Origin of the sequence: Variovorax sp. V15, assembly GCF_041154425.1 — a bacterium.
In the GTDB taxonomy this organism is placed as follows: Bacteria; Pseudomonadota; Gammaproteobacteria; order Burkholderiales; family Burkholderiaceae_C; genus Variovorax; species Variovorax guangxiensis.
On record NZ_AP028659.1, the window covers coordinates 5,913,456 to 5,937,850 of the forward strand.

At 70.0% G+C, this 24,395-nt stretch carries 21 protein-coding genes and 1 riboswitch; of the genes, 15 read left to right on the forward strand and 6 right to left on the reverse strand.

Annotated features, from left to right (window positions below):
- Positions 1-153: 153 nt before the first annotated feature.
- Positions 154-261, forward strand: a riboswitch (glycine riboswitch).
- A 90-nt stretch (positions 262-351) separates the two neighbouring features.
- Positions 352-1,659: a D-amino acid dehydrogenase gene (locus ACAM57_RS28095; RefSeq protein ID WP_369659722.1), complete on the forward strand. Its 1,308-nt coding sequence runs from the start codon at positions 352-354 to the stop codon at positions 1,657-1,659.
- Positions 1,660-1,678: 19 nt separating this feature from the next.
- On the opposite strand, the gene ACAM57_RS28100 is transcribed toward ACAM57_RS28095, so the two are convergent.
- The 4 genes from ACAM57_RS28100 to ACAM57_RS28115 form a co-directional block, all read right to left on the reverse strand.
- A complete protein-coding gene (locus ACAM57_RS28100; RefSeq protein WP_126021576.1) occupies positions 1,679-3,085 on the reverse strand; it encodes an RtcB family protein in 1,407 nt (468 codons plus the stop codon).
- 209 nt (positions 3,086-3,294) lie between these two features.
- On the reverse strand, positions 3,295-4,575 hold the full coding sequence (locus tag ACAM57_RS28105; protein ID WP_126021577.1) for an FIST C-terminal domain-containing protein: 1,281 nt from the start codon (positions 4,573-4,575) through the stop codon (positions 3,295-3,297).
- A 53-nt stretch (positions 4,576-4,628) separates the two neighbouring features.
- Positions 4,629-5,399 carry a PhaM family polyhydroxyalkanoate granule multifunctional regulatory protein gene (locus ACAM57_RS28110; protein ID WP_369659723.1) on the reverse strand — a complete coding sequence of 257 codons (771 nt, stop codon included), beginning with the start codon at positions 5,397-5,399 and terminating at the stop codon, positions 4,629-4,631.
- Between the two features lie 80 nt (positions 5,400-5,479).
- On the reverse strand, positions 5,480-6,916 hold the full coding sequence (locus tag ACAM57_RS28115; protein ID WP_369659724.1) for a PLP-dependent aminotransferase family protein: 1,437 nt from the start codon (positions 6,914-6,916) through the stop codon (positions 5,480-5,482).
- Positions 6,917-7,038: 122 nt separating this feature from the next.
- On the opposite strand from ACAM57_RS28115, the gene ACAM57_RS28120 reads away from it, so the two are divergent.
- From ACAM57_RS28120 to ACAM57_RS28160, 9 genes are all read left to right on the forward strand, one after another.
- The gene (locus tag ACAM57_RS28120) at positions 7,039-7,638 is read left to right on the forward strand and encodes a LysE family translocator (RefSeq protein WP_184634439.1); all 600 of its coding nucleotides are present in this window, start codon (positions 7,039-7,041) and stop codon (positions 7,636-7,638) included.
- Entirely contained in the window at positions 7,635-8,600 is a 966-nt protein-coding gene (locus ACAM57_RS28125; protein WP_369659725.1) for a DMT family transporter, read from the forward strand. The genes ACAM57_RS28120 and ACAM57_RS28125 overlap by 4 nt, the downstream gene beginning before the upstream one ends.
- 62 nt (positions 8,601-8,662) lie before the next feature.
- Positions 8,663-9,865 carry a PLP-dependent aminotransferase family protein gene (locus ACAM57_RS28130; RefSeq protein WP_369659726.1) on the forward strand — a complete coding sequence of 401 codons (1,203 nt, stop codon included), beginning with the start codon at positions 8,663-8,665 and terminating at the stop codon, positions 9,863-9,865.
- Between the two features lie 39 nt (positions 9,866-9,904).
- Positions 9,905-10,546: a LysE family translocator gene (locus tag ACAM57_RS28135; RefSeq protein ID WP_369659727.1), complete on the forward strand. Its 642-nt coding sequence runs from the start codon at positions 9,905-9,907 to the stop codon at positions 10,544-10,546.
- Between the two features lie 38 nt (positions 10,547-10,584).
- A complete protein-coding gene (locus tag ACAM57_RS28140) occupies positions 10,585-11,226 on the forward strand; it encodes a glutathione S-transferase family protein (protein ID WP_369659728.1) in 642 nt (213 codons plus the stop codon).
- Between the two features lie 5 nt (positions 11,227-11,231).
- Positions 11,232-12,155, forward strand: coding sequence for a PhzF family phenazine biosynthesis protein (locus ACAM57_RS28145; RefSeq protein WP_369659729.1), 924 nt, complete (start codon positions 11,232-11,234; stop codon positions 12,153-12,155).
- Positions 12,156-12,169: 14 nt separating this feature from the next.
- Positions 12,170-12,862, forward strand: coding sequence for a VOC family protein (locus ACAM57_RS28150; protein WP_369659730.1), 693 nt, complete (start codon positions 12,170-12,172; stop codon positions 12,860-12,862).
- 1 nt (position 12,863) lies between these two features.
- Entirely contained in the window at positions 12,864-13,496 is a 633-nt protein-coding gene (locus tag ACAM57_RS28155; RefSeq protein ID WP_369659731.1) for a LysE family translocator, read from the forward strand.
- Positions 13,497-13,523: 27 nt separating this feature from the next.
- Positions 13,524-14,486 (forward strand): threonine dehydratase, encoded by a 963-nt coding sequence (locus ACAM57_RS28160; protein WP_369659732.1) that lies wholly within the window; start codon positions 13,524-13,526, stop codon positions 14,484-14,486.
- Between the two features lie 7 nt (positions 14,487-14,493).
- On the opposite strand, the gene ACAM57_RS28165 is transcribed toward ACAM57_RS28160, so the two are convergent.
- Positions 14,494-15,342, reverse strand: coding sequence for a creatininase family protein (locus ACAM57_RS28165; RefSeq protein ID WP_369659733.1), 849 nt, complete (start codon positions 15,340-15,342; stop codon positions 14,494-14,496).
- Between the two features lie 452 nt (positions 15,343-15,794).
- On the opposite strand from ACAM57_RS28165, the gene pgaA reads away from it, so the two are divergent.
- The 5 genes from pgaA to ACAM57_RS28190 all read left to right on the forward strand — a co-directional run bounded on the left by pgaA (position 15,795) and on the right by ACAM57_RS28190 (position 23,070).
- A complete protein-coding gene (pgaA, locus tag ACAM57_RS28170; RefSeq protein WP_369659734.1) occupies positions 15,795-18,260 on the forward strand; it encodes a poly-beta-1,6 N-acetyl-D-glucosamine export porin PgaA in 2,466 nt (821 codons plus the stop codon).
- A complete protein-coding gene (pgaB, locus tag ACAM57_RS28175) occupies positions 18,260-20,350 on the forward strand; it encodes a poly-beta-1,6-N-acetyl-D-glucosamine N-deacetylase PgaB (RefSeq protein ID WP_369659735.1) in 2,091 nt (696 codons plus the stop codon). The genes pgaA and pgaB overlap by 1 nt, the downstream gene beginning before the upstream one ends.
- The gene (pgaC, locus tag ACAM57_RS28180) at positions 20,347-21,627 is read left to right on the forward strand and encodes a poly-beta-1,6-N-acetyl-D-glucosamine synthase (RefSeq protein WP_184634419.1); all 1,281 of its coding nucleotides are present in this window, start codon (positions 20,347-20,349) and stop codon (positions 21,625-21,627) included. Before pgaB ends, pgaC begins: the two co-directional genes overlap by 4 nt.
- On the forward strand, positions 21,617-22,198 hold the full coding sequence (pgaD, locus tag ACAM57_RS28185) for a poly-beta-1,6-N-acetyl-D-glucosamine biosynthesis protein PgaD (protein ID WP_240650581.1): 582 nt from the start codon (positions 21,617-21,619) through the stop codon (positions 22,196-22,198). Before pgaC ends, pgaD begins: the two co-directional genes overlap by 11 nt.
- A 74-nt stretch (positions 22,199-22,272) precedes the next feature.
- A complete protein-coding gene (locus ACAM57_RS28190; protein ID WP_369659736.1) occupies positions 22,273-23,070 on the forward strand; it encodes an SDR family oxidoreductase in 798 nt (265 codons plus the stop codon).
- 340 nt (positions 23,071-23,410) lie between these two features.
- Here ACAM57_RS28190 and ACAM57_RS28195 read toward each other — a convergent pair whose 3' ends face one another.
- On the reverse strand, positions 23,411-24,319 hold the full coding sequence (locus tag ACAM57_RS28195; protein WP_369659737.1) for a LysR family transcriptional regulator: 909 nt from the start codon (positions 24,317-24,319) through the stop codon (positions 23,411-23,413).
- Between the last annotated feature and the right edge of the window lie 76 nt (positions 24,320-24,395).

Consider the following 24,395-nt stretch of genomic DNA (forward strand, 5'->3'; position numbering starts at 1 on the left):
CTTTCGTGCATCGTGTTTACAATTGCACCCGATTGCAGGAGAGTGGGTCACTCGTCAGGGTGCCCTTACCGAAGGCGCAAACTCCCATAAACGCTCAGGTCAGCCCAGCGGAATCCTGAAGATTTCTGCAAGGGCTCAGTACTGCATCACATCGAAACGCCGTCTGGAGAGTCGTCACCATGCGTGGCGCACCGAAGGAGCAAATTCGTTGCAAGGGCGCAACGGATGAATCTCTCAGGTACCGAGGACAGGGGGAGCGGCAACTTGGACGGCGGGCGTCCAGTTGCTTACTATTTAATGAAATAGTACACACCCCCGCCATTCAAGCGCTGCGACCTCAAGGTACTTGAAATGCGCGTGATCGTCCTCGGCGCCGGCCTGCTCGGCGTGACTTCGGCTTACTACCTCCAGCAACTCGGCCACGAAGTGACCGTGATCGACCGGCAGGCCACCCCGGCCGCCGAAACCAGCTTCGCCAACGGCGGGCAGATCTCCGTCAGCCATGCCGAGCCCTGGGCCAACCCCAGCGCCCCGCTGAAGGTGCTGCAATGGCTGGGCAAGGAAGACGCCCCGCTGCTCTTTCGCATGCGCGCCGACATGCGCCAGTGGCTGTGGGGCCTGCAGTTCCTGCGCGAATGCACGCCGGCGCGCACCCGCCACAACATCGAACAGATCGTTCGTCTGGGCACATACAGCCGTTCGATGTTGCAACAGTTGCGCCGCGACACCGGCCTCAGCTACGACCAGCGCACCCAGGGCATCCTGCACTTCTATACGACGCAGAAGGAGTTCGACGGTGCTCTCGAGCCCGCCGAGCAGATGCGCACCCTGGGCTGCGAGCGCCGCGTCATCTCGGCCGACGAGGCCGTGAAGATCGAGCCTGCCCTCGCCCACATCCGCCCCAAGCTGGCCGGCGCCACCTACACGGCCGAGGACGAATCCGGCGACGCCAACCGCTTCGCGCGCGAACTCGTGGGGCTGGCCGCCGCCGCGGGCGTGAAGTTCCTGATGAGCCACACCGTCACCGCGCTGCGCGAGGCCGGCGGCAGCATCGACCACGTCGAGGCCACCGACAGCGAAGGCCGCTTCCAGCGCATCCGCGGCGACGCCTTCGTGCTGGCGATGGGCTCGCTGAGCCCGCTCTACGCCGCGCCCCTCGGCATCCGGCTGCCGATCTACCCGGCCAAGGGCTACTCGGTGACGCTGCCCGTCAAAGACGCCTCCAAGGCCCATCAGGTCTCGCTGACGGATGACGAATTCAAGCTCGTCTTCTCACGCTACACCTCGGCTTCGGGCGACCGCTTGCGCATCGCCGGCACCGCCGAGCTCAACGGCTACGACCGCGACCTGAACCGCGTGCGCTGCGAGGCCATCGTGCGCCGCGTCGAAGAACTGTTCCCCGGCGCCGGCGACACCACCCAGGCCCAGTTCTGGACCGGCCTGCGCCCCGCCACGCCGAGCAATGTCCCGCTGATCGGCAAGACGAAGCTGCCGAACCTGTTCCTGAACACCGGCCACGGCACCCTGGGCTGGACGCACGCCTGCGGCTCGGGCAAGTCGATCGCGCGGATCGTGAGCGGGCTGGAGCCGGAGGTGGATTTCGCGTTCACGGGGATGCCTGCGCCCAAGCTGCGCGTTCCGCAGCCCGCCCTGGGCTGACGAGCCGGCAGGCCCCGGATCACGCCTTGAAGGTGATCCAGGGCCTGAGCCGCACCGCGCATCGAATCAGCCCGGCGCGCTCCTGTGCGTCGATCACCTCGCCGATCGGCTTGTAGGCCTGCGGAGCCTCCTCGATCCGGCGCTCCTCGCGCAAGGTCACGCATTGCCAGCTGGCCTGGGGGTCGGCGGGCGCTGGCCGCATCGCGCGCACCTGTTGCCGGCGCATCCGTCGGCCGGCACCGTGGCTGCACGACCAGAGCCAGTCCTCGTGCCCGAGCCCGGAAGCCAGATAAGAGTAGTCGCCCATCGAGCCCGGAATGAGCGCCAAGTCGCCCGCGTTCGCCGGCGTCGCTCCCTTGCGGTGGATGTTCATGCCGTGTTCCCGCAGCACGACGTTGTGCGGCACGTCCACCACCAGCTTCGACGACGCGGCGCCGAGCAGTTCGGCGAAATCCTTCCGCACCAGCTCGGCCAGCACGACCCGGTTGGCCCACGCGTAGCGCGCCGCCACGCCCATGGCCTCCAGGTATTCGTCGGCCAGCGGCCCCGCCAGGCCATAGAGACCGCTCTTCGGATGGCGCAGGCCCTTGGGCCATTCGTCGCGGGCACGGTCCATCCAGCGGCCACCCACATGGAACCCGATGTCGCGCGAGCCGCTGTGGATCATCACGACCACATCTCCCGTCTTCAGGCCCGCACGGTAGGCCTCGTGGCGGTCCAGGACATGGTCGACCACCTGCAGCTCCACGAAATGGTTGCCGCTGCCCGGTGTGCCGAGGCAGGGGTCGCGGAACACCTCGTGGCGGCCGCCGGTGTAGGCCTCGGGTGCGTGCCGCGCACTGCCGCCGAAGCTTGCGAGGCCGATGCAGGCATCGAGCTCGGCCTGCATCCGGTCGCGGTCGCACGACGACCACAGCCCGCCGCTGCGCACCGCCTCCAGGAAGGCCGAGGGGCCCACGTCGAACAGCGCCCTGAACGCCGCCGTGTGCACCGGCACGTCGCGGCCGTTGTCGAGCAGGCTGCGCGTGAGCCGCTCGACCAGCCGCGTCTTGTGCGGAGCCACCTGGTCGAGCGTGAGCCCGGTGGTCAGCAGCCGCATGCCGCAGTTGATGTCTGTGCCCACCGCCGCCGGAATGACGAAGTCGGGATCGGTCGCGACGACGCTGCCGACGGGCGCGACGGAGCCCGGGTGGAAGTCGGGCGTCGCGCAGGCCTTGCACACGCCCTTCCCACCGTTGGGCGAGCGCACGCTGGCGAATGCCAGCAACTGGTTCACCGCCTTCTCTTCCAGCGGAAGGCTGGGCGGCAGGAGCACCGTGGCCTGCGAGGCCTCATGGTGCAGGTGATAGACGCCGTCGCGGTAGTCGACGGCAATGCCGGCGCGCGAGAAGGCACGCTGGAGTCTCGAGAAACGAGGATCGCTCATGGCTGCTGTTCCATTCGGGAAACCATGTCGGTTTCCTGCCTCGTCGCACTTTGCGTGGCGAGGCGAAAAAGATCGGCCGCGCTCGCGGGAGACGCGATGCGCAGCTGGCTCTTTCTTGCAGCAGCAGAGATTCAAGAAAGCGGGCGGATTCTAGCGACGCATCCTCCCGCCGAAAACTCGCCCGTCGCTTTTTCGCGTCGGGCGCCGGGTCAGTCGGGCGCAGTGAACACCGTCAACACCCCCGTATACCCATACAGATGGTGCCGCGCGATCTCCCCCGCGGCGAAGAAGCCCACCAGCGGCACATCGCCCAGCGCGTGGCGCACGATCTGCAGCTCCGCCCCTGGCGCACCGAAGTGCGGGCCGCCGCGGCCGGAGCAGCTCACGTAGACGGCCCCGGCGATGCGGCGCGCCGGATGCGGCGCGGCTTCGGCCTCTCCTGCCGCTACCGCGCGCGCAGTGGCCAGCGTCTGCTCTTCAGGTTCCAGTTCCTCGCGGATTTCCGCGCAGATGCGCATCAGGTCGGCGCGCGCGGCCTGGGCGTTGCGTCGGCAGAAGGTCAGGCGCATGCCGGCCTCCGCGGTGTCGGCGATGGCGATGCCGCGCCGCGTGGGGTCGAGTCCGATGATGTGGCGCACCAGAACGTCGGCGCCCAGGTCGCCGGTGCGGCGGATGCCGTCGCTTCCGGCGTCGGCCAGGCCGACCAGCGTGTTGCGCACCGCGTCGATGGCCTCCTGCGGGCGTTCGAGCGACACCTGCAGGTCGGCCAGCAGCACGTCGAGGGCGGGTTCGCCGTCGAGCTTCAGAAGCAGGTTACCGTCGGCCTCGGTGATCTCGCGTTCGCGCACCGCGCCCGAGCGCAGCGGCTGGCAGCCCTGGGTGACGCGCGACACCAGCCGCACGCCCTCGCCGAAGACCACGCCCGAGAGCCCGCCCGAGAACACGCCGCCCGCGGCGCCATGCCCGCGGATGTTGCCGTTGCCGCCAATGGCGAACTGCAGCGCGCCGCCGCGCCCCGAAGAAAGGCCACCGAACAGGTAGCCGGTGTCGGTGCGCCCGGCCATTTCCCCGATCAACTCGGCGAGGTCGGGCGTGGCGGGGTCGGCGTGCACCAGGGCCGTGTGCGCCTCGAAGCCGCTCATTTCCGAGTTGCCCAGCGGCGCGACGCCGGAGAACACGCGGTACTGGTCGCTCGGCAGGGCGCAGAGCATCAGGGTCATGCCGGGTTCGTCGAAGTACTCGGCGTTGTTGGCCGACACGCCGATGCCGACCGTGCCGGACCAGTCGGTCACCTCGGGCAGTTCGGCGCTCAGGTGATCGAGGATGTCCTGCGCGTCGTTCGCGTAGTGGTCGGTGATGTAGAGCAGCCCGAGCGTGGGCGCGGAGGCGTAGTCGGGCAGCGCCATCTGCGCCCGCAGCTGGGCGAGCACGAGGCCCGCCGCCATTCGCCATTGCGGATGGGTGGCATGGCCGGAGGGAAACAATTTCATGATGCGTGCCAACCCGTTCTGTTCAACAAATGGAATGTGTACGTCGTATGACGTCAGCGCCGACTGGAGGTTCGCTTCCGGGCGGCGGTGGACGTCTTTTTCTTCGCGGCCGGGGCCATCGTCTTCTTTGCAGCTGCGGCTGTCTTGCGAGACGCCGCCGGCTTGCCGATGACCGAGCCGACCGCGTCGGCCAGCGGCTGGGCCATGGCCGGCACCTTCAGCTGGGCCGCGTCCTGCAGCGCCGTGCTGGCGATCTGCTGGAACTGTTCGGTGAGCGAGCCCCACCACTGCATCGGGTCGACCACGCCAGCGCCCTCGGCGGCCGCGGCTTTCGCCCTGGAGGCGGCCGGCTTGCGGCTGGCCTTCTTGGGCGGGGGAGCCGCTTCTTCGACTTCCTCCTCGGGCGCCTCCTCGTCCTCGATGTCCTCGATGTCCTCGGGTTCGGGCTCCGGCGCGGCCTTGGCGGGAGCGGGCGTTACGGCAGCCGCGGCCGCGGTCGCCTGCCGGGTGAAGGCGCTGGCGATGTCTTCCATGCGCACATTCATGCCGCGCAAGGTCGACAGCGTCATCTTCTGCACTTCCAGCGCCTGGATGGTGGCCTTCAGCGCGTGGCCGTTCTGCTCCAGCCAGTACTGCACCGTCTTGAGCTCCTGGATGCGCTTGTCGACCTCCTCCACGCTCAGCGTGGGCGCCACCCAGCTCGCCAGGCTCGGGATGCCCGGCACCGAACCGCTGCCCGAGGCCGCGCCGCCGGCGAGGTTTTTCAGGAAATCGAATCCGGGAACGAACTGGCTGAAGTCGAAGGGCTTGCTGGCGTTGCTCATGCGGGAGGTCTCCTGGGGTGCCGGGTATGGGTTTTCTTGTGCTGCCAGCTTACTCCAAGCCTCCGGGCTTTTAGCGTCCGTCAGAGCTCGCTTCTGACCTTGCTGAAGACTTTCCAGAAGGCGGCGTCCTGCGAGGTCGCGAAGTTGATCCGCATCATGGTGCTCGGCGGCCGGCGCGCGTGGAAGAGCGACCCCGGCGCCAGCAGGTAGCCCTGGTCGAGCATGCGCTGCGTGAGCGCGTCGGTGTCCACGCCGGTGTCGACCCAGCCGAAGAGCCCCGCGGGCTCCGAGGCGAAGGTGCAGCCGTGCGCCATCGCCAGCTTCACCGCCCTCCCCCGCGCCCCGTCGAGCCGGATGCGCACGCGCTCGGAGTGCCGGCGCAGCTGCCCCTGGTCGATGCACCACGACAAGGCCCGCTCGAAGAGCGTCGGCGAGGTCAGCGTGGCCAGCAGCTTGGTCTCGAGCAGCCGCTCCTTCAGGTCGGGCGGCGCGGCCAGGAAGCCGATGCGCCAGTTGGGCGCCAGGATCTTCGCGAAGCCGCTGACGTAGATGGTGCGCTGCAGCCCGTCGAGCGCGCTCAGCCGCGTGGCGTGCTCTGGCGCGAGGTGGCTGTAGGTGTCGTCCTCGACGATGTGGAAGCCGTGCTCGTTGGCCAGCTTGAGCACGCGGTGCGCGCTGCCCGGCGTGAGGCTGTAGCCGGTGGGGTTGTGCAGCACGCTCACGCTGACGAAGAGCTTGGGGCTGTGCAGCTTGCAGTACTGCGCCATCACTTCCAGGTCGGGCCCGTCGGCGCGGCGCGGCACCGGCAGGATGCGCATGCCCAGCGCCTCCAGCCGCGCGAACTCCAGCGCCCAGCCGGGCTCCTCGACCATCACCGGATCGCCCGGGCGCAGCAGGGTGCGGCTCACGATGTCCAGCGCGTGGGTGGCGCCGACGGTGGTCACGATCTGGTCGGGCGAGGCCGGCACGTTGATGCCCACCAGCTTCTGCGAGAGGCTGCGCCGCAGGCTCATGTCGCCGGCGGGCTCGCCGTACTGGAGCGACAGCTCCTGCAGCGCGGCTGTATTGGTCATGCGCCGCACGGCCGTGGGCATGAAGGTGGAGGCCATCCAGTCGGGCGGAAACACGCCCATGCCCGGCTGCGGCTTGTCGCTCGGGCGGTGGAACATGCTGCGGATCAGCGAACTGGCGTCGGCCGGCACGCGCGAGGCCATCATCTGCACCGCGATCGCCGCGGGCACGCCCATCGCGCCGCTGGCGTCGGCCGAGCGGGCGTCCTGCGCCGGGGCCGAGTCGCGAACGTAGAAGCCGCGCTGGCGCCGGGCCTCGACCAACCCCTGCGCCAGCAACTGGTCGTAGGCCGCGACCACGGTGTAGGGGCTCACGCCCTGCTGCCGCGCGCACTCGCGCACCGAGGGCAGCCGCGCGCCCGGCGGCAGCAGCCGCGTGCGGATGCGCTCGGCCAGGCGGTCGGCGAGTTGCCCCGTCAGCGACTGTGTGGAGGTGCGTGTGAGCATGCGTCGTCCGGGCTGTGCCGGTTTCCCTGGCTTCTGTGTCGAAGGGATGACCAATACAGATTGCCTGATTGTTCGATCATCTGTACTGTAACTGTAATGGTCGCAAGTTTAGAGTGTGTGTCATGAACTGGCAAGAATTCACCGCGCTGCTGGTGCTGGCCACGGCGATGAGCTTCTCGCCCGGTCCCAACACCACGCTTTCCACCGCCCTGGCGGCCAATGGCGGCCTGCCGCGCGCCATGCGCTTCGTGGTCGCAGTGCCGGTCGGCTGGACCCTGCTGCTGGCGCTGTGCGCCGCCGGCATCGGTGCGCTGGTGGTGGCAATGCCCTCGCTGCGGCTGGCCATCAAGGCGCTGGGCATCGGCTACCTGCTGTGGCTGGCTTGGAAGCTCAGCGGCAGCGCCACGCTCGGCAAGGCCGATGGCAAGAGCCTCTCGGTGGGCTTCGGCCAGGGCGTGATGCTGCAGTTCGTGAACATCAAGGCCTGGCTGCTGGCGCTCACGCTGGTGGCCGGCTGGATCGCCGGGCAGCCCGACGCGCTGCACCGCTTCGCGATCGTGGCGCCAGTGATGCTGGCCTATGCCTTCGTCAGCAACTTCGCGTATGCGCTGGTCGGCGCCATGCTGCGCGACTGGCTGGCCAAGGGCTCGCGCCTGCTGTGGTTCAACCGTGCAATGGGCCTGGTACTGGTGCTCACCGCCTGGTGGATGGTGGGCGTATGAGGAGCATCAAGGACGAGACGCTCGGCATGTGGCTGGGCGTGCTGGGCGTTGCGATGTTCGCCGTCACGCTGCCGATGACGCGCCTGGCCACCGGCCCGCAGGAGGCGCCGCAGCTCTCGCCGTGGTTCGTCACCCTCGGGCGCGCGGCGCTGGCGGGCGTGCTGTCGGCCGTCTTCCTGCTGGTGACGCGCTCGCCGCGCCCGGCCCCGCATCAGTGGAAGCCTCTGGGCATGGCGGTGCTGGGTAACGCCATCGGGTTCCCGCTGCTTCTGGCTTATGCGCTGCGCGTGGTCACGGCCAGCCATGCGGCGGTGGTGACGGCGCTGCTGCCGCTGGTCACGGCCGCCGTCGCGGCCTGGGTACTGCATCAGCGCGCTCGGCTGGGCTTCTGGCTCTGCGCTATCGCGGGCAGCCTGCTGGTGGTGGTGTTCTCGGTGCTGCGCGCGAGCCAGGGCGGACACGGCTTCGGCTTCGAATGGGCCGACCTGCTGCTGGTGGGCGCGGTCATCGCTGCGTCGCTGGGCTACATCTACGGCGCGCAGGTCACACCCTCGCTGGGCGCCGAGCGGGTGATCTGCTGGGTCTGCGTGATGGCGCTGCCCGTCACGCTGCCGGCCACGCTGGTGCTGTGGCCCACGCAGCCGATCGCCACCGCCTCCTGGCTGGGCTTCGTCTATGTCGGCACTTTCTCGATGTGGATCGGCTTCTTCGCCTGGTACCGCGGCCTGGCCCTTGGCGGCGCGCTGCGCGTGAGCCAGACGCAGCTGCTGCAGCCTTTCCTGTCGATCCTCGCGTCGATCCCGATCCTGGGCGAGCCGCTGGACGTGGTCACGCTGGCCTTCGCGGTCGCCGTGGTTGCCACGGTGGTCATCGGCAAGCGGCTGTCGCAGCCGGCGGCGCCTGCCCCGGCGCCCACACGCGGCCTGGACGACAAGCGGGCCCATGTCGTGTACCGTGACTGATCCGCGCCGTTGCGCCCTCCCGAACATCCGAATCTCACCTCACCGCCTGAAAGAAGAAAGCCATGAACTGGAAACTCGCCGCCCGCGCCGCCAAGATGAATCCCTCGGTGCTGCGTGAAATCCTCAAGGTCACCGAGCGCCCCGGCATCATCAGCCTGGCCGGCGGCCTGCCCTCGCCCAAGACCTTCCCGATCCAGGCCTTTGCCGACGCCTGCGCCGAGGTGCTGCACAACGACGGCCAGGCCGCGCTGCAGTACGCCGCGAGCGAAGGCTACGCGCCGCTGCGCCAGGCGGTGGCCGACATGCTGCCGTGGGACGTCGATGCCTCGCAGGTGCTCATCACCACCGGCTCGCAGCAGGGCCTCGACCTCGTGGCCAAGGTGCTGATCGATCCGGGCAGCAAGGTGCTGGTGGAAACGCCCACCTACCTCGGCGCGCTGCAGGCCTTCGGCCCGATGGAGCCGCACCCCGTGGGCGTGGCCAGCGACGACGACGGCGTGATCGTCGACGACCTCGTGGCCAAGGCCAAGGACGCGCGCTTCATCTACCTGCTGCCCAACTTCCAGAACCCCACCGGCCGCACCATGACCGAGGAGCGCCGCGCCGCCGTGTCGGCAGCCGCTGCCGCCGCCGGCCTGCCCATCGTGGAGGACAACCCCTACGGCGAACTCTGGTTCGACGAAGCCCCGCCGCTGCCGCTGGCCGCGCGCAACCCAGAGGGCGTGATCTACCTGGGCTCGTTCTCGAAGGTGCTGGCCCCAGGCCTGCGCCTGGGCTTCCTGGTGGCGCCCAAGTCCATCTACCCGAAGCTGCTGCAGGCCAAGCAGGCCGTCGACCTGCACACACCCATCTTCACGCAGCGCATGGTCTCGGCGGTGATGAAGGATAAGTTCCTCGACACCCACGTGCCCACCATCCGCGCCCTCTACAAGCGCCAGCGCGACGCGATGATGGCCGCGCTCACGCGCGAGATGGCCGGCCTGGACGTGAAGTTCAACGCGCCCAAAGGCGGCATGTTCCTGTGGGCGCGCCTGCCCGAGGGCGTGGACACCGTGAAGCTGCTGCCCAAGGCGGTGGAGCGCAACGTGGCCTTCGTGCCCGGCGCGCCCTTCTACGCCGGCGAAGGCGATCCGCGCACGCTGCGCCTGTCGTTCGTGACGGCCAGCGTGGAAGAGATCGACACCGCCATCGCCGCGCTCGCGCAGACGCTGCGCGAGGAACTGGTGCTGCTGGGCGACAGGAAGCTGGCCGCCACGCCGGCCTGAGGCCGGCCGCGCCAGCACCCGAGCCCGAAGGAGCCCGCGTTGATCGGCCTCGCGACACTTTCGCTCTTCATGCTCGCGGTGCTGGCGCTGTTCCTGTCGCCGGGCCCGAACATGGCCTTCGTGCTTTCGCACGGCGTGGCCCACGGCCCCCGCGGCGGCTTCGCCGCGGCGCTGGGCATCTCGGCGGCCGACCTGGTGCACACGCTCTCGGCGGCCACCGGCGTCACCGCGCTGGTGGCGGCATGGCCGCCTTCGTTCGACCTGCTGCGCTACGCGGGCGCGCTCTACCTGGTGTGGCTCGCGGTGCAGGCGCTGCGCAGCGGCGGCATCGGGCTTCGCATGGGCGCCCGGGCCAGGCCCGCCAGCTTCGGCCGCATCGTGCGCATGGCGCTGCTGAACAACCTCGTCAATCCGAAGGCGCTGCTGTTCTTCATGGTGTTCCTGCCGCAGTTCGTCGACCCGGCGCGCGGCAGCGTGACGCTGCAGCTGCTGCAGCTCGGCGTGCTGCTGTCGGCGGCGGCGCTGGCCTTCAACACGCTGCTGGGCGCGTGCAGCGGCCAGATCGGACGCTGGCTGCAAAAGCGCCCCGGCGCGGCGCGCATCCAGAACAGCCTGCTGGCGGCCGTGATGCTGGGGCTGGCGGTGCGGCTGCTTTTTCTCGATCGTCCTTCGCCGCGCTGACCGGCGGGTAAAGCAACGACAACCAGGAAAGAAAAGACATGCTCAACATCTGGGGCCGCATCAGCTCGATCAATGTCCGCAAGGTGGTGTGGTGCGCGCAGGAGCTCGGGCTCGACTTCCAGCGCACAGAGGCCGGCGGCAGGTTCGGCGTGGTGCAGACGCCCGAGTACCTCGCGCTCAATCCGAACGCGATGGTGCCCACCATCGACGACGGCGAGGGCGCCGAGCGCGTGACGCTGTGGGAATCGAACGTGATCGTGCGCTACCTCTGCGCGAAGCACTCGCACGGCAACCTCTATCCGGCCGAGTTGCCCGCGCGCTTCGACGCCGAGCGCTGGATGGACTGGCAGCAGACCACGCTCAACCGCGCGAGCCGCGACGCCTTCGTCCAGTGGGTGCGCACGCCGCCCTCGGAGCGCCAGCCGGCGCTCATCGAGGCCTCGGTGCGCGCGAGCGAAGCGCTCTTCGCGATGCTCGACGCGCATCTCGCGCGCCAGCCCTACATGGCTGGCGAGCGCTTCACCATGGCCGACATCCCGGTGGGCTGCGAGGCGCACCGCTGGTTCGGCCTGCCCGCCGCCGAATACCGCCGGCCGAGCTGGCCGAACGTGGAGCGCTGGTACTCCGAACTGCTTTCCCGCCCGGGCACGCGCGGCGTGCTCGATTTATCCCTCGAATGAACCCGATGAAATCCCGTCCCTTCAAGCAAGTCGACGTCTTCACCGCCACCGCCTACTACGGCAACCCGCTCGCGGTGGTGATCGACGGCCAGGACCTCGACGACACCGCCATGCAGCGCTTCGCGCAGTGGACGAACCTGTCCGAAACCACCTTCCTGCTGCCGCCCACCGACCCGGCGGCCGATTACCGCGTGCGCATCTTCACCCCCGGCGGCGAGCTGCCCTTCGCCGGCCACCCGACCATCGGCAGCTGCCATGCGTGGCTGGAGGCCGGCGGCAAGCCCAAGGCGGCGGGCATGGTGGTGCAGCAGTGCGGCGCCGGCCTGGTGCCGCTGCGCCGCGACGGCAGCCGCCTGGCCTTCGCCGCGCCGCCGCTCAGGCGCAGCGCGCCCAGCCCCGCGCTGCTGGCCAAGGTGGCGGGCGCGCTGGGCCTGAAGGCGCAGCAGGTGGTGGCGGCGCAGGTGCTGGACAACGGCCCCGTCTGGTTCGGCCTGCTGGTCAACGACGCCGACGCGGTGCTGGCGCTGCAGCCCGACCACCGCGCGCTGAAGGAGCTGGGCGTGAAGGCCGGCGTGGCGGGCGTGCCCGCGGCGCACGACACCTCGCTGCTCATCGGCCGCTCCAACCGCGAGGCGCGTGCCTTCGGCAACCGGCCTGCGGTGCCGAACGCGGACGGCGCGAAGATCGACCTCGAGGTGCGCGCCTTCGCCGAGCCCATCGGCGTGCAGGAAGACCCGGTCACCGGCAGCCTCAACGCGAGCCTGGCCGAATGGCTGATCGCCGACGGCCACATGCCCGAGCGCTACCTTGCCGCCCAAGGCCAGTGCCTGGGGCGCGCGGGCCGCGTCCACATCGAGCGCGACGCCGAAGGCCGGATCTGGGTCGGCGGCGACGCCGTGACCTGCGTGGACGGCAGCGTCACGCTCTGAACGGGCCGCCCGCCATGCACGCGCAACTCGACCACCTGGTGATCGCCGCAGCCTCGCTCGCCGAGGGCGTGGCGTGGTGCGAGGCCACGCTCGGCGTCACGCCGGCGCCCGGCGGCTCGCATCCGCTGATGGGCACGCACAACCGGCTGCTGAACGTCTCGGGCGATGCCTTTCCGGCGGCGTATGCGGAGATCATCGCGATCGAGCCCGGCAAGCATCCCTCGCGGCCCAGGACGCGCCGCTGGTTCGACATGGACGATGCCACGCTGCAGGCGAGCATCGCGCGGCATGGCCCGCGGCTGATCCACTTCGTCGCGCGCGTGCCCGACGCGCATGCGGCGACACGCGCGCTGGCGCGCGAGGAGCACGCGCACATCGACCGCGGCCAGCTTCTCGAAGCCTCGCGCGATACGCCCGCCGGCCGGCTCGAATGGCAGATCACCGTGCGCGACGACGGCCAGCGGCTGTTCTACGGCGCGCTGCCCACGCTGATCCAGTGGGGCGCCGTGCATCCCACCGACGCCATGCCGGCGTCGGGCCTCGTGCTGCGCTCGCTGCGCGCCAAGCATCCGCGCGCCCCCGCGCTGGCCGCGGCGCTCGCGGCCATCGGCATGACGGGCATCGACATCGATGCCGGCGCGCCCAACCTGGTTGCCGTGCTCGACACGCCGCGCGGCAGCGTCACCCTCGAATCACAAGGACTCTGACATGCTGAGCCTCGCCGAGATCGCCCTCTTCGCCTTCGCCTCGCTGCTGCTGGCGCTCACGCCGGGGCCGAACATGATCTATTGCGTCTCGCGCACGCTGGTGCAGGGCCGGCGCGCGGGGCTGATCTCGCTGGGCGGCGTGCTGCTGGCCTTCCTGGTGCACCTGTTCGCGGCGGCGCTCGGGCTCACCGCGCTGCTGCTGGCGGTGCCGCTCGCGTTCGATGCGATCCGCATCGCGGGCGCGGCCTACCTGCTGTGGCTCGCATGGCAAGCGGTGAAGCCGGGCGGCAGCGCGCCCTTCGAGGCACGCGCGCTGCCGGCCGATCCACCGGGCAAGCTGTTTCGCATGGGCTTTCTCACGAACCTGCTGAACCCGAAGGTGGCGATGTTCTATCTCTCGTTCTTCCCGCAGTTCATCCACCCCGAGCGCGGCTCGGTGCTGCTGCAGAGCATGCAGCTGGGCATCGCGCAGATGACGGCCAGCGCGGCGGTCAACACCGTGATGATCGTCGGCGCCGCGGGCATCACCGCCGTGCTGTCGCAGAGCGCCGGCTGGCTGCGCGCGCAGCGCTACATCATGGGCAGCGTGCTCGCCGCGCTGGCCGTGCGCGTGGCGCTGACCGAACGCAAGTAGGAAATAGAGAAAGAGCCAGGAGACCCGATGAGATTCACCCGAGAAGAGATCGAAGCCGCGCGGCGCACCGTGCGCGCGGCCATGCCGCCCACGCCGCAGTACGCCTGGCCGCTGCTGTCGCAGCGCCTGGGCGCAACCGTGTGGGCGAAGCACGAGAACCACACGCCGGCCGGCGCCTTCAAGATCCGCGGCGGGCTGACCTACTTCGAGACCCTGGCGCGCGAGCACCCGGGCGTGCGCCACGCCATCAGCGCCACGCGCGGCAACCACGGCCAGTCGGTCGGCTTCGCGGCGCGGCGCCACGGGCTGGGCGCGACCATCGTCGTGCCGCACGGCAACTCGACCGAGAAGAATGCCGCGATGCGCGCGCTCGGCGTCACGCTGATCGAGCACGGCGACGACTTCCAGGCAGCCTCCGAGCATGCGGCCGCGCTGGCCGAGCGCGACGGCCTGCACCGCGTGCCCTCGTTTCACCGCGAGCTGGTGCGCGGCGTCTCGACGGCGTATGTCGAATTCTTCGAGGCGCTCTCGGCAGAGCCGCCCGACGTGCTGTTCGTGCCCATCGGCCTGGGCTCGGGCTTCGCGGCCGCTGCGGCGGCACGCGCGCATTGCGGCGTGTCGACGAAGCTCATCGGCGTGGTGTCGGCGCATGCGACGGCCTACCGCGATTCCTTCCGCGCGGGCAAACCGGTCGAGTCGCCCGTGACCACGCGGCTGGCCGACGGCATGGCCTGCCGCACGCCGGTGCCCGAATCGGTGGAGGTGATGCTGCGCGAGGCCGACGACGTGGTGACGGTCACCGACGACGAGATCGCGCAGGCGATGCGCATCCTCTTCAGCGACACGCACAACGTGGCCGAAGGCGCCGGCGCGGCCGCGCTGGCCGCAGCGCTCCAGCAGCAGGAACGCTGGCGCGGCAAGACGGTGGGCGTGTGCGTGAGCGGCGGCAATGTCGACTCCGGCATGTTCGCCGGGGTACTGGCCGCCTGATCGTCAATCAGGGAAGAGGGCCGGTGTTGGCCGTTTCCAGCGGCAGCCGCGATACCTCTTCCAGCAGCAGCGCGAGCTGACGAGCTGCCTCGTCGACCACCGCCTGCCCGTGCGCTGCCGTGGCGGCTGCCGCGTTGCCGGCGGCGCCGTGCGGGTTGTAGTCCTCGATGGCCCAGCCGAGCTTGGCGCTCCTGCCGTTGCCAAGGATCGCGTAGTCGGCGGCGCGCTGGCGCGAGGTGGAATCGAAATCCCGCGCCTCGCCCATGCGCACCAGCTGCGGTGAGAGCGCCAGCATCATCGAAGTCTCGATCTCGCCCGCGTGCACGCCGAAGCGGTGCTCCTGCGCGCTGAACTGCGCGCCCGCGTCGCCCAGCGGCAGGTTGAACCAGCTCACGCTGTAGACGATGAGCCCATGCTCGGCGCGCAGCTCGCGCGCCACGATGTCCATCGCGCCCACGTGGCCGCCGTGCGCGTTGAAGAGCACCAGCTTCTTCACCCCGGCACGCGCCACGCACGCGCCGATTTCCTTCCACATGCGGATCAGCGTTTCGGCCGACAGCGTGAGCGTGCCCGCGAAGCGCGCGTGCTCCGGGCTCAGGCCGATCTGCTGAGTCGGCAGGAAGAGCACCGGCAGCGCGGCCGGCAGCAGCGGCAGCGAGGCGGCGACGATGCCGTCGGCCAGCATGGTGTCCACGCCCAGCGGCAGGTGCGGTCCGTGCTGCTCGGTCGCGCCCAGCGGCAGCACCGCGACGGTGGCCGCCGCGCCGAGCGCGGCGAAGTCGCGCGTGGTGAGCTGCGACCAGAAGCGAGGGAGCGGCGGCAGCGGAGTCGCCGGGGAGGCCTGAGGTGCGTTCATCACGCGATCTTAGGCCGGGGCGGAGCCTGGCGCCCGTCGGTCGCTTGGGAGTCCGTCCGACAAAAGCGATAGCCGCGAACGCCCAAAACGCGAATCTGTTCACACATATAACCAATTCCTCGGTCTTTTGTTTGCCCCTGTTAACAATGATGTCTAAAGTGATTCCAGATCTGAATTCCTGATCGGGGCTGCCGGCCTGTCACATCGGCAACCCCGGTCCTTGCGGCGCCGTCATGGGTGCCGGGGTTTCTTTTCCGGATTTCCAAGGGAGCAAGGTGTTCATCCAGAAAAAAACTGGAGGCACGGCCATGGTCACGCGCAGCCCCGCGCCGACCTGTTCGTTGCTTCGTCGATTCGCGCAGACCGCGCAGAGATTTCCCCCTTTGCCTCTGGCGTGCACGCTGGCCTTCGCTGCACCGGTGGCGCTTGCACAGCCGCATCCGGCACCTGCCTTGCCGGTCGCAGTCGGCCAGAGCGCGTCGCCCTACGACGCGCGCCAGCACGACGCGCTGATCGTCGCGCGCCGCGAAGGCCGCGTCACCGGCGCCGAGGCGCTGCGCCGGCTGAAGGCATGGCTCACCTCGCCGATCGACGACGGCGAGGCCCGCCGGCGCGTGGCCTCCGACGCCATCGCGATCGCATCCGCCGATGGTCAGTACGCCGAGGCCGTGGCGCTGGGCCGACAGTTCGCGCCCTCGACGCTGGGCACCTATGCCCTGGGCCCGCTCGCGGTGGCCGCGCGGCGCGCCCATGACTCCGACCTGCGGGGCGAAGTCATCGGCGTCTGGCGCGCGCGGCAGCCCGCTGCGCGCGAGCCGCGCGTCCACGAAGCCTGGTGGCGCCTCGAAAGTGGCGACCTCGCCGCCGCACAGGCGCTGTACAGCGAACTGTCGCAGCCGGCCCCGACGCGGATCGAGGACCGCGTCGCGCTGCTCGAACTGCGCGACGCCCTCGCGCGCGCCCGTAAAGACACGCTGCAGGCGCTCGGCGCCTACACCGAGGCCGGCGCGCTGCGGCCCGGGCGCGTGGACCTGCGCCGCGAGGCCGACTTCCTGCTCGCGGCCAGCGGCGCCGCGTCGAGCGCCCTCGAAAGCGCGGAGGCCGCGCAGCGCGCCGATCCCGGCAGCTTCTCGCCGCTGGCGCTCTCCACCCTGCAGCAGGAGGCGCTGGCGCAGCGGCTGCGCTGGGCGATACGCGCACGCGACCAGCGCCTTGGCATGGAGCGCGTCGCCGCGCTCGACCGCGTGCTGGCCGATCAGGAAGCCGCGCTCGCCCGCGTCGACGCCGCCGCCCCGCAGGCCGAGCCCGTGGACGCCGACGCATGGCGCACCGTGCGGGCGAGGCTGCAGTCCGACCGCCTGCTGGCGCTGGTCGAACGCGGCCGCCCGGCCGAGGCCATCGCGCTCTACGACACGCTGCGCGCCACCGACACGAACATCCCCGCCTATGGGCTGGCAGCCGTGGGCCGCGCGCTCGCGCAGGAGCGCCGCTCCATCGAGGCCGTGCCGGTCTACGAAGCGGCCCTCGCCTGGCGCGGCGCCGACATGCCGATGCCCGACGAGACCTGGTTCGGGCTGGTCTACGCCTATCTGGACGTGGGTCGCTTCGCGGACGCCGATGCGCTGCTGCAGCGCATCGAGGCCGCCACGCCCGCGCATCTGCGGCTCGCGCCCGAGGCCGGCCGCCCGAACGGCGAGTACAGCGATGTCAGCGGCCTGCGCGGCCTGGTGCAGCTTTACTCCGACCGCCCGGCGCTCGCGCAGCAGAGCTTCTCGGTGCTGACGCGGGAAGCGCCGCTCAATGCCGGCTATGTGCACGGCGCGGCCCTCACCGAGCGGCTGCGCGAGCACCCCGAGGCTTCGCTGGCGCGTTACGAGGCGCTGGCCGCCGATTCGCCCTACGACAGCGGCGCGCGCATCGGCCACGTCGAGGCGCTGCTCGATGCGTCCGAGTTCGCGCAGGCCCGCCGGCGCGCCGAATCGCTTTACGCCGACATGCCCGACTCGGTGCCGGTACGCGAGATGGAACGCAAGAGGCGCGCCCTGGTCGGCCCCAGGCTCGACGTGGACGCCGAAGCCTCCTCCGGCGGCGCGGCCATCGCCAACCATGAATGGCGCATCGACAGCCGCCTCAGCTCGGGCCTCATCGACGATCGCTGGCGCGTGTTCTACGAGCAGACGCTGGGACGCGGCAGCACCGACATCGGCAACGCGAACTGGGCGCGCGGCGGCATCGGCATCGGCTGGGAGCAGGGCCGCTGGCTGGCCGAGGGCATCGTGCAGCACGCGAACACCGGCCCCTACCGCAACAGCGTGGCCGGCCGGCTCGACTACCGAGCGGGCGATGCGTGGCGGCTGTCGGCCACCTACGACGGCGACAGCCGGGAGCTGCCGTGGAAGGCACGCGCGGCCGGTATCGGCGCGCACGAGTTCGGCGCGAGCGTGGGCTACGTGGTCGACGAATCGCGCCGCTTCGACCTGAAGTGGCAGCGGCTGGAATTCAGCGACGGCAACCGGCGCGAGGGCGTCGACATCGGCTGGCGCGAGCGCTGGATCAGCACGCCGGCCTTCCAGCTCGAGACCCGGCTCGGCGCCGACGCGAGCCGCGGCCGTGCCATCGACGCGCCCTATTTCAACCCGTCGAGCGACTCCAGCGTGCAGTTCAGCGTGCGCGCGCAGTGGCTCAACTGGAAGCGCGACGACCGGCAGTTCTTCCAGGTCGTCGAGCTCGGCGGAGGCAGCTACCGGCAGGCCGGCTTCGGCAGCGGCCCGACCTGGAGCCTGCGCTACGAGCACCGCTGGAACCTCGGGCCGAAGCTCACGCTGCGCTACGGGCTGCTGGTCGGCGGCCATCCCTACGACGGCGTGCGCGAGCGACAGCGCGGCGTCTTCCTGAACCTCTCGACTCCCCTGCCGTGATGAGAAGAACGACGACGAAGCCTCCTCCCCTCGCCTTCCTGCGCGCGGCGCTGCCCTGGCTGCTGGCGCTGCTGGCGCTGCTGGCGGCCTGCTCGCTGCCGGCCGTCGCGCAGCCGCTGCCGCCCGCCGATCCCGACGACGGCCTGAGCTTCCGGGTGATCTCCTTCCACGACGTGCGCGCCAACGTGCGCGAGAGTTTCGAGGCATCGCCCGACGAGACCGCAGTGGACGAACGCACCTTTGCCGGCACCCTCGCCTGGCTGCAGTACAACGGCTACCACCCGGTGAGCCTGCAGCAGATCGTCGACGCGCGCGCGGGCGGCAAGCCGCTGCCGCCCAAGCCGGTGCTGCTGACCTTCGACGACGGCTACCGCAGCGCCTACACCAAGGTCTTCCCGCTGCTCAGGCGCTACAACTATCCGGCGGTGATGGCGCTGGTCACGAGCTGGCTCGAAGTGCCCGAAGGACAGCAGGTGCACTGGGGCGACAGGCCCGCACCGCGCGAGAACTTCCTGCTGTGGAGCGAAGCCGCCGAGATGGCGCGCTCGGGCCTGGTCGAGTTCGCGAGCCACAGCGACGCGATGCACACCGGCGTCCTCGCCAACCCGCAGGGCAACCTGCTGCCGGCCGCGGCCACGCACCGCTACGACCCGAAGACCGGCCGCTACGAGGACGACGATGCCTACGTGCGGCGCGTCGAGGCCGACCTGCGCCGCAGCCGCGAGATCATCGAGCGGCGCACCGGCGCGAAGGTGCGCTCGATGGTGTGGCCCTACGGCGCCTACAACAGCGCGGCCATCGAGGCATCGAAGCGCGCGGGCATGCCCGTGACCTTCACGCTCGACGACGGCCCCAACGCGCCCGCCGTGCCGCTGGCGCGCATCCGCCGCGCACTGGCCGCCTACGACAACGAGGCACCGGCTTTCGACCGCATGCTGCGCAGCCCCGTGGGCGGCGAGGTGCGGCCGGTCAACCGCGTGATGCACGTGGACCTCGACTACGTGTACGACCCCGATCCCGCCCAGCAGGAGCGCAACCTCTCGATGCTGATCGACCGCGTGGCCGCCGTGCGTCCGCGCGCGGTGTTCCTGCAGGCGTACGCCGACCCCGACGGCGACGGCGTGGCCGACGCGCTGTACTTTCCCAACCGCCACCTGCCGGTGCGCGCCGACCTGTTCGGGCGCGCGGCCTGGCAGCTGCGCAGCCGCGCCGGCGTGAAGGTCTACGCCTGGATGCCGGTCATGGCCTTCAGGCTGCCTGCGTCGAACCCGCTCGCCACGCACACGGTGACGGCGCAGGACGGCACAACGCACGCCGACCGCTACCACCGCCTCACGCCCTTCGACCCCGCGGTGCGCGCGCTGGTCGGCGACATCTACGAGGACCTGGGCCGCCACGCCTTCTTCGAGGGGCTGCTGTTCCACGACGACGCGACGCTCTCCGACGACGAGGACGCGAGCCCCGCCGCGCTGGCCACGTATGCCGGATGGGGCCTGCCTGCCGACGTGGCCGCGATCCGCGCGAGCCCGGAGCTGATGGCGCGCTGGACCGCGGCCAGAACGCGCTACCTGATCGATTTCACGCAGGAGCTCGCCGCGCGCACCGGCGCCTGGCGGCCCATGCTGGAGACCGCGCGCAACCTCTACGCCCGGCCGGTGCTCGAGCCCCAGGCCGAGCAGTGGTTCGCGCAGAACTACGAGGCCTCGCTCGCCGCCTACGACTACGTCGCGCTCATGGCCATGCCGCGCATGGAGCGAGAGGCCGATGCGCAGGGTTGGCTCGCGCGCCTGGCCAAACGCGCCGCCGACACGCCTCGCGGCCTCGACGGCACGGTCTTCGAACTGCAGGCGCGCGACTGGCGCACCGGCAAGCCCGTGCCCGATGCCGAACTCTCGCGCCAGTGGACGCTGCTGCAGCGCGCCGGCGTGCGCCACCTGGGCTACTACCCCGACGACTTCCTCAACGACCAGCCGGGGCTGGACACCGTGCGCCGCGCGATCTCGGTGCGCACCCTGCTGCCGCGCGCGCTGCGCACGCCGGCCGAGACCGAAACCCCGCCGCGTCCGGCGCAAGGAGAGCGTTCGCCATGAGCCCCGCCATGCAGTTCCTCGCGCAGACGCTGCCCTCGCTGCTGTTCGGCTTCGTCTTCTACTACCCGTTCTTCATGGCCTATGTCTGGATGGCCGGCGGCCTCTCGCATGCGTGGGTGTTCGAGCGCAGGCAGGACGTGGACGTCAACCCGCTCGACCTGCTGCCCTCGCGCCCGCTGGTCACGGTGGTGGTGCCCTGCTTCAACGAGGCGCCGCACCTGCGCGAGGTGATCGAGCAGCTGATGCGCACGCGCTACCCGTACTGCGAAGTCATCGCGGTGAACGACGGCAGCACCGACGGCACCGGCGAGCTGCTCGACGAGATGACCAAGGAATACGGCCGCCTGCGCGTGATCCACAACGCCAGCAACCAGGGCAAGGCCGTGGGCCTGAACACCGCCTGCCAGCTCGCGCGCGGCGAGTACATCCTGGGCATCGACGGCGACGCGCTGATCGACGAGGACGCCATCGCGTGGATGCTGCTGCCGATGCTGGCCTCCGAGCGCATCGGTGCCGTCACCGGCAACCCGCGCATCCGCACGCGCACCACGCTGCTGGGGCGCATGCAGGTGGGCGAGTTCTCCTCGATCATCGGCCTCATCAAGCGCTCGCAGCAGCTGGTGGGAACGCTCTTCACGGTGTCGGGCGTGATCGCCATGTTCCGCCGGCGCGCGGTGATCGACGTGGGCTTCTGGAGCCCCGACGTGCTCACCGAGGACATCGACATGAGCTGGAAGCTGCAGATCGCCGGCTGGCAGCTGCGCTTCGAGCCGCGCGCGCTGTGCTGGATATTGATGCCCGAGACCTTGCGCGGTCTCTGGAAGCAGCGCCTGCGGTGGGCCATGGGCGGCATCCAGACCATGCTGCGCTGCAGCTCGCACATCCTGCGGCCGCGCCACTGGCGCATGTGGCCCGTCTACATCGAGTACATGACGAGCATCTTCTGGGCCTACGCCATGGCTCTGGTGCTCGTCGTCAGCCTGGTGCGGCCCTTCCTGCCGTCCGACTCCTCCTGGCACTCGGCGCTGCTGCCGCACTGGCAGGGCACGCTGCTGGCGATGACCTGCATCCTGCAGATGCTGCTGAGCCTGTGGATCGACCGCCGTTACGACCGCGACCTGATGCGCTACTTCGCCGGAACGATCTGGTACCCGATCGCCTTCTGGACCATCACGATGGCCACCACCGTGATCGCCTTTCCCAAAGCCCTGATACGCCGCCGGGGCAAACGCGCGGTGTGGACAAGCCCCGACCGAGGAGTTTCCGATGTCCCATGAGTCCGTGTTCCCCTCCAGCTATCCGCCAGACATGCACACCGACGCGGCGCCGCCCAGCCGCCGCCGCTCCTGGGGGCAGCCCGCGGTGGAGGAGCCCATCATCGACGCCGCGCGCATCCCGCTGCGCGCCTTCGGCAGCGGCCGCTCCCCGCAGCGCGCGCTGGCCATGTACCTGTGGCTGCGCCTGCTGCGCCCCGCCGTCACCATCGCGATCTGGTTCTGCGCGCTCTGGTACGCATGGCCCTACGTGCTGGGCGCGCGCTCGCAGCCCGAGGTGATGCACCTGCTGAGCCTGTACGGCCTGGTGATCTGCGGCATCCTGCTGTCGATGCTGGTGATCGCGCCATGGCGCCGCCGGCAGCATCGCCGCGAGCCGGCTCCGGTGAAGGAGAAATCCTCTCTCTCCGCCCTGGCCACCTACATCGAGGTGCCCCCCGCTCGCCTGTCGACCTGGCAGCGCACGCGCCAGTTGCTGGTGCACCACGACAACAACGGCCACCTGCGCGAAGCCATCGATACCACGCCGGCCGCCCTCGAACCCGAGCCACGTCCAGCAAGGAAGAAGCGCTGAGCGCGTGCAGGGGTTTCGCGGTGGTGATTGAATCGCCGCACCCATCCTGCAATCTCCCACCAAGGACCCGTTTCATGGACCTCCAGCTCCAGGACCAGCACGTACTCGTCACCGGCGGCAGCAAGGGCATCGGCCTGGCCTGCGCGCTCGGCTTCCTGCGCGAAGGCGCGCGCGTGAGCCTCGTCTCGCGCGACCTCGCCAACCTCGAACAGGGCCGCAGGACGCTGGCCGAGTCGTTCCCGCAGGCCGAAGGCCGCGTGTCCGTCCACGCAGCCGACCTCAAGGACCCGGCCGGCGCGCTCGCCGCGCTCGATGCCGCTGAACAGGCCTTCGGCCCCGTCGACGTCCTCGTCAACTCCGCCGGCGCCGCGCGCCGCACCCCGCCCGACAATCTCACGCCCGCGTCATGGCACGACGCGATGGACGCCAAGTACTTCACCTACATCCACATGATCGACCCCGTCGTGAAGCGCATGGGCCAGCGCGGCCGCGGCGCCATCGTCAACGTCATCGGCCAGGGCGGCAAGGTCGCCAGCCCCGTGCACATGGCAGGCGGCGCCGCCAACGCCGCCCTCATGCTCGTGAGCGCCGGCATGGCCGCCGCCTACGCCGGCAAGGGCGTGCGCGTGAACGCCGTGAACCCCGGCCTCACCCTCACCGAACGCCTGCAGGAAGGCATGAAGGCCGACGCCAGGCTGCAGGGCATCGGCACCGACGAGGCCCTGGAGCGAGCCAAGGCAAGGCTGCCGCTGGGCCGCATCGCGAAGCCGGAGGAAGTGGCGAACACCGTGCTGTTCCTGGCGTCGCCGAAGGCGAGTTATGTGACCGGTGCCATCGTGGCGATGGATGGTGCGGTGACGCCGATGATCTGAGGGAACGAGAAAGCACGGCAACATAAGCGCCGCTGCCCTCACCCCGGCCCTCTCCCGCAAGCGGGAGAGGGAGCCAATCCGAAGGCCGAGCGAAGCAATGGCCCGGGTCGCTCCCCTCTGGCTGCGCCGAGGAGCGCAGCGTTTCGCGGATCAGGGCTCGCCCTTGTCTGAGCGAAGCGAGTTTGGGCGAGACCCCGCGAAACGCGAGCACCGCAGGTTGCCCGCAGCGAAGCGGAGGGTCGCAGACAGTGGGGTCGCCTTTCTTTTGCCTACGTTTCTTTGGCGAAGCAAAGAAAAGTAGGTCGGCTGCCGGGCCGAGACCCGGCCCCGGGAAAAAACCTCAAGACAAAGCCAACAAAGCATCGAACTTCACAGCAAGAAATTCGACAAAAGCCCGAACCCGAGCCGGCACAAACCTCCCACTAGGCAACAACGCATGCAACGGATAAGGCTCAGTCTCCCAATCCGCCAGCAACCGAACAAGCCGCCCCTCGCGAATGTCATCACGCACATCCAGCGCAGACTTCAGAGAAATCCCATACCCCGCCACAGTCCACTCCCGCGCCAGCGAAGCATCGTCCACGCTGCGGTTCCCATTCACCCGCACCTCCGTCCACTGCCCGTTCTGCGCAAACCGCCAGACCCTGTGCCGACGTCCGGAGCGATTGAAGATCAGGCAGTTGTGATGCACCAGATCCTGCGGCACCCGAGGCGCCGGATGCCTCCGCAGGTAGTCGGGTGAAGCCGTGAGCAGCGGATTGGTGAGCGCGAACGGCCGCGCCACCAGCCGCGAATCCGCCAGCGCCCCGTACCGCAGCGCCACGTCGACCTCGTCGCGCATCACGTCCAGCGGCCGGTCGCCCACCGACAGCGACAGTTGCACCCCCGGATGCAGCGCCAGGAATTCGTCGAACCAAGGCAGCAGCGTGCTGCGCGTCAGGTCCGAAGGCGAAGCCACGCGCAGGGTGCCGACCAGCTCCCCGCGATCGGCCGTGACCAGCGATTCCCCCTCGTCGAGCAGTTCGAAGGCCCGAACCGCGTAGTCGAGCAGCGTCTGCCCTTGAGGCGTGAGCCGCATCGCCCGCGTCGACCGTTCGAACAGCCTCGCCCCAAGCTGCGCTTCCAGCCGCTTGAGCGTCGCGCTGGCCGCAGCCGGCGTGATCCCCAGCGCATGCGCGGCAGCCGTGAGCGTGCCCGCCCGCGCCGTATGCACCAGCACCTGCAGATCGGAGATATTTTCAATTTTCATTTGAAACTGTTGCTGATTTCAGCCTACTTATCAAACCAGCCTTGCGATCCTACAGTTCAATCATCGTCACAGAAAG

Coding starts and splice junctions, on each gene's coding strand:
- ACAM57_RS28120 (WP_184634439.1), top strand. CDS start 7,039: ATGAACTGGCAAGAATTCACCGCGCTGCTGGTGCTGGCCACGGCGATG.
- ACAM57_RS28190 (WP_369659736.1), top strand. CDS start 22,273: ATGGACCTCCAGCTCCAGGACCAGCACGTACTCGTCACCGGCGGCAGC.
- pgaB (WP_369659735.1), top strand. CDS start 18,260: ATGAGAAGAACGACGACGAAGCCTCCTCCCCTCGCCTTCCTGCGCGCG.
- ACAM57_RS28140 (WP_369659728.1), top strand. CDS start 10,585: ATGCTCAACATCTGGGGCCGCATCAGCTCGATCAATGTCCGCAAGGTG.
- ACAM57_RS28195 (WP_369659737.1), bottom strand. CDS start 24,319: ATGAAAATTGAAAATATCTCCGATCTGCAGGTGCTGGTGCATACGGCG.
- ACAM57_RS28110 (WP_369659723.1), bottom strand. CDS start 5,399: ATGAGCAACGCCAGCAAGCCCTTCGACTTCAGCCAGTTCGTTCCCGGA.
- ACAM57_RS28115 (WP_369659724.1), bottom strand. CDS start 6,916: ATGCTCACACGCACCTCCACACAGTCGCTGACGGGGCAACTCGCCGAC.
- ACAM57_RS28160 (WP_369659732.1), top strand. CDS start 13,524: ATGAGATTCACCCGAGAAGAGATCGAAGCCGCGCGGCGCACCGTGCGC.
- ACAM57_RS28130 (WP_369659726.1), top strand. CDS start 8,663: ATGAACTGGAAACTCGCCGCCCGCGCCGCCAAGATGAATCCCTCGGTG.
- ACAM57_RS28100 (WP_126021576.1), bottom strand. CDS start 3,085: ATGAGCGATCCTCGTTTCTCGAGACTCCAGCGTGCCTTCTCGCGCGCC.
- ACAM57_RS28165 (WP_369659733.1), bottom strand. CDS start 15,342: ATGAACGCACCTCAGGCCTCCCCGGCGACTCCGCTGCCGCCGCTCCCT.
- pgaC (WP_184634419.1), top strand. CDS start 20,347: ATGAGCCCCGCCATGCAGTTCCTCGCGCAGACGCTGCCCTCGCTGCTG.
- pgaD (WP_240650581.1), top strand. CDS start 21,617: ATGTCCCATGAGTCCGTGTTCCCCTCCAGCTATCCGCCAGACATGCAC.
- ACAM57_RS28155 (WP_369659731.1), top strand. CDS start 12,864: ATGCTGAGCCTCGCCGAGATCGCCCTCTTCGCCTTCGCCTCGCTGCTG.
- ACAM57_RS28105 (WP_126021577.1), bottom strand. CDS start 4,575: ATGAAATTGTTTCCCTCCGGCCATGCCACCCATCCGCAATGGCGAATG.
- ACAM57_RS28095 (WP_369659722.1), top strand. CDS start 352: ATGCGCGTGATCGTCCTCGGCGCCGGCCTGCTCGGCGTGACTTCGGCT.
- ACAM57_RS28145 (WP_369659729.1), top strand. CDS start 11,232: ATGAAATCCCGTCCCTTCAAGCAAGTCGACGTCTTCACCGCCACCGCC.
- ACAM57_RS28125 (WP_369659725.1), top strand. CDS start 7,635: ATGAGGAGCATCAAGGACGAGACGCTCGGCATGTGGCTGGGCGTGCTG.
- ACAM57_RS28150 (WP_369659730.1), top strand. CDS start 12,170: ATGCACGCGCAACTCGACCACCTGGTGATCGCCGCAGCCTCGCTCGCC.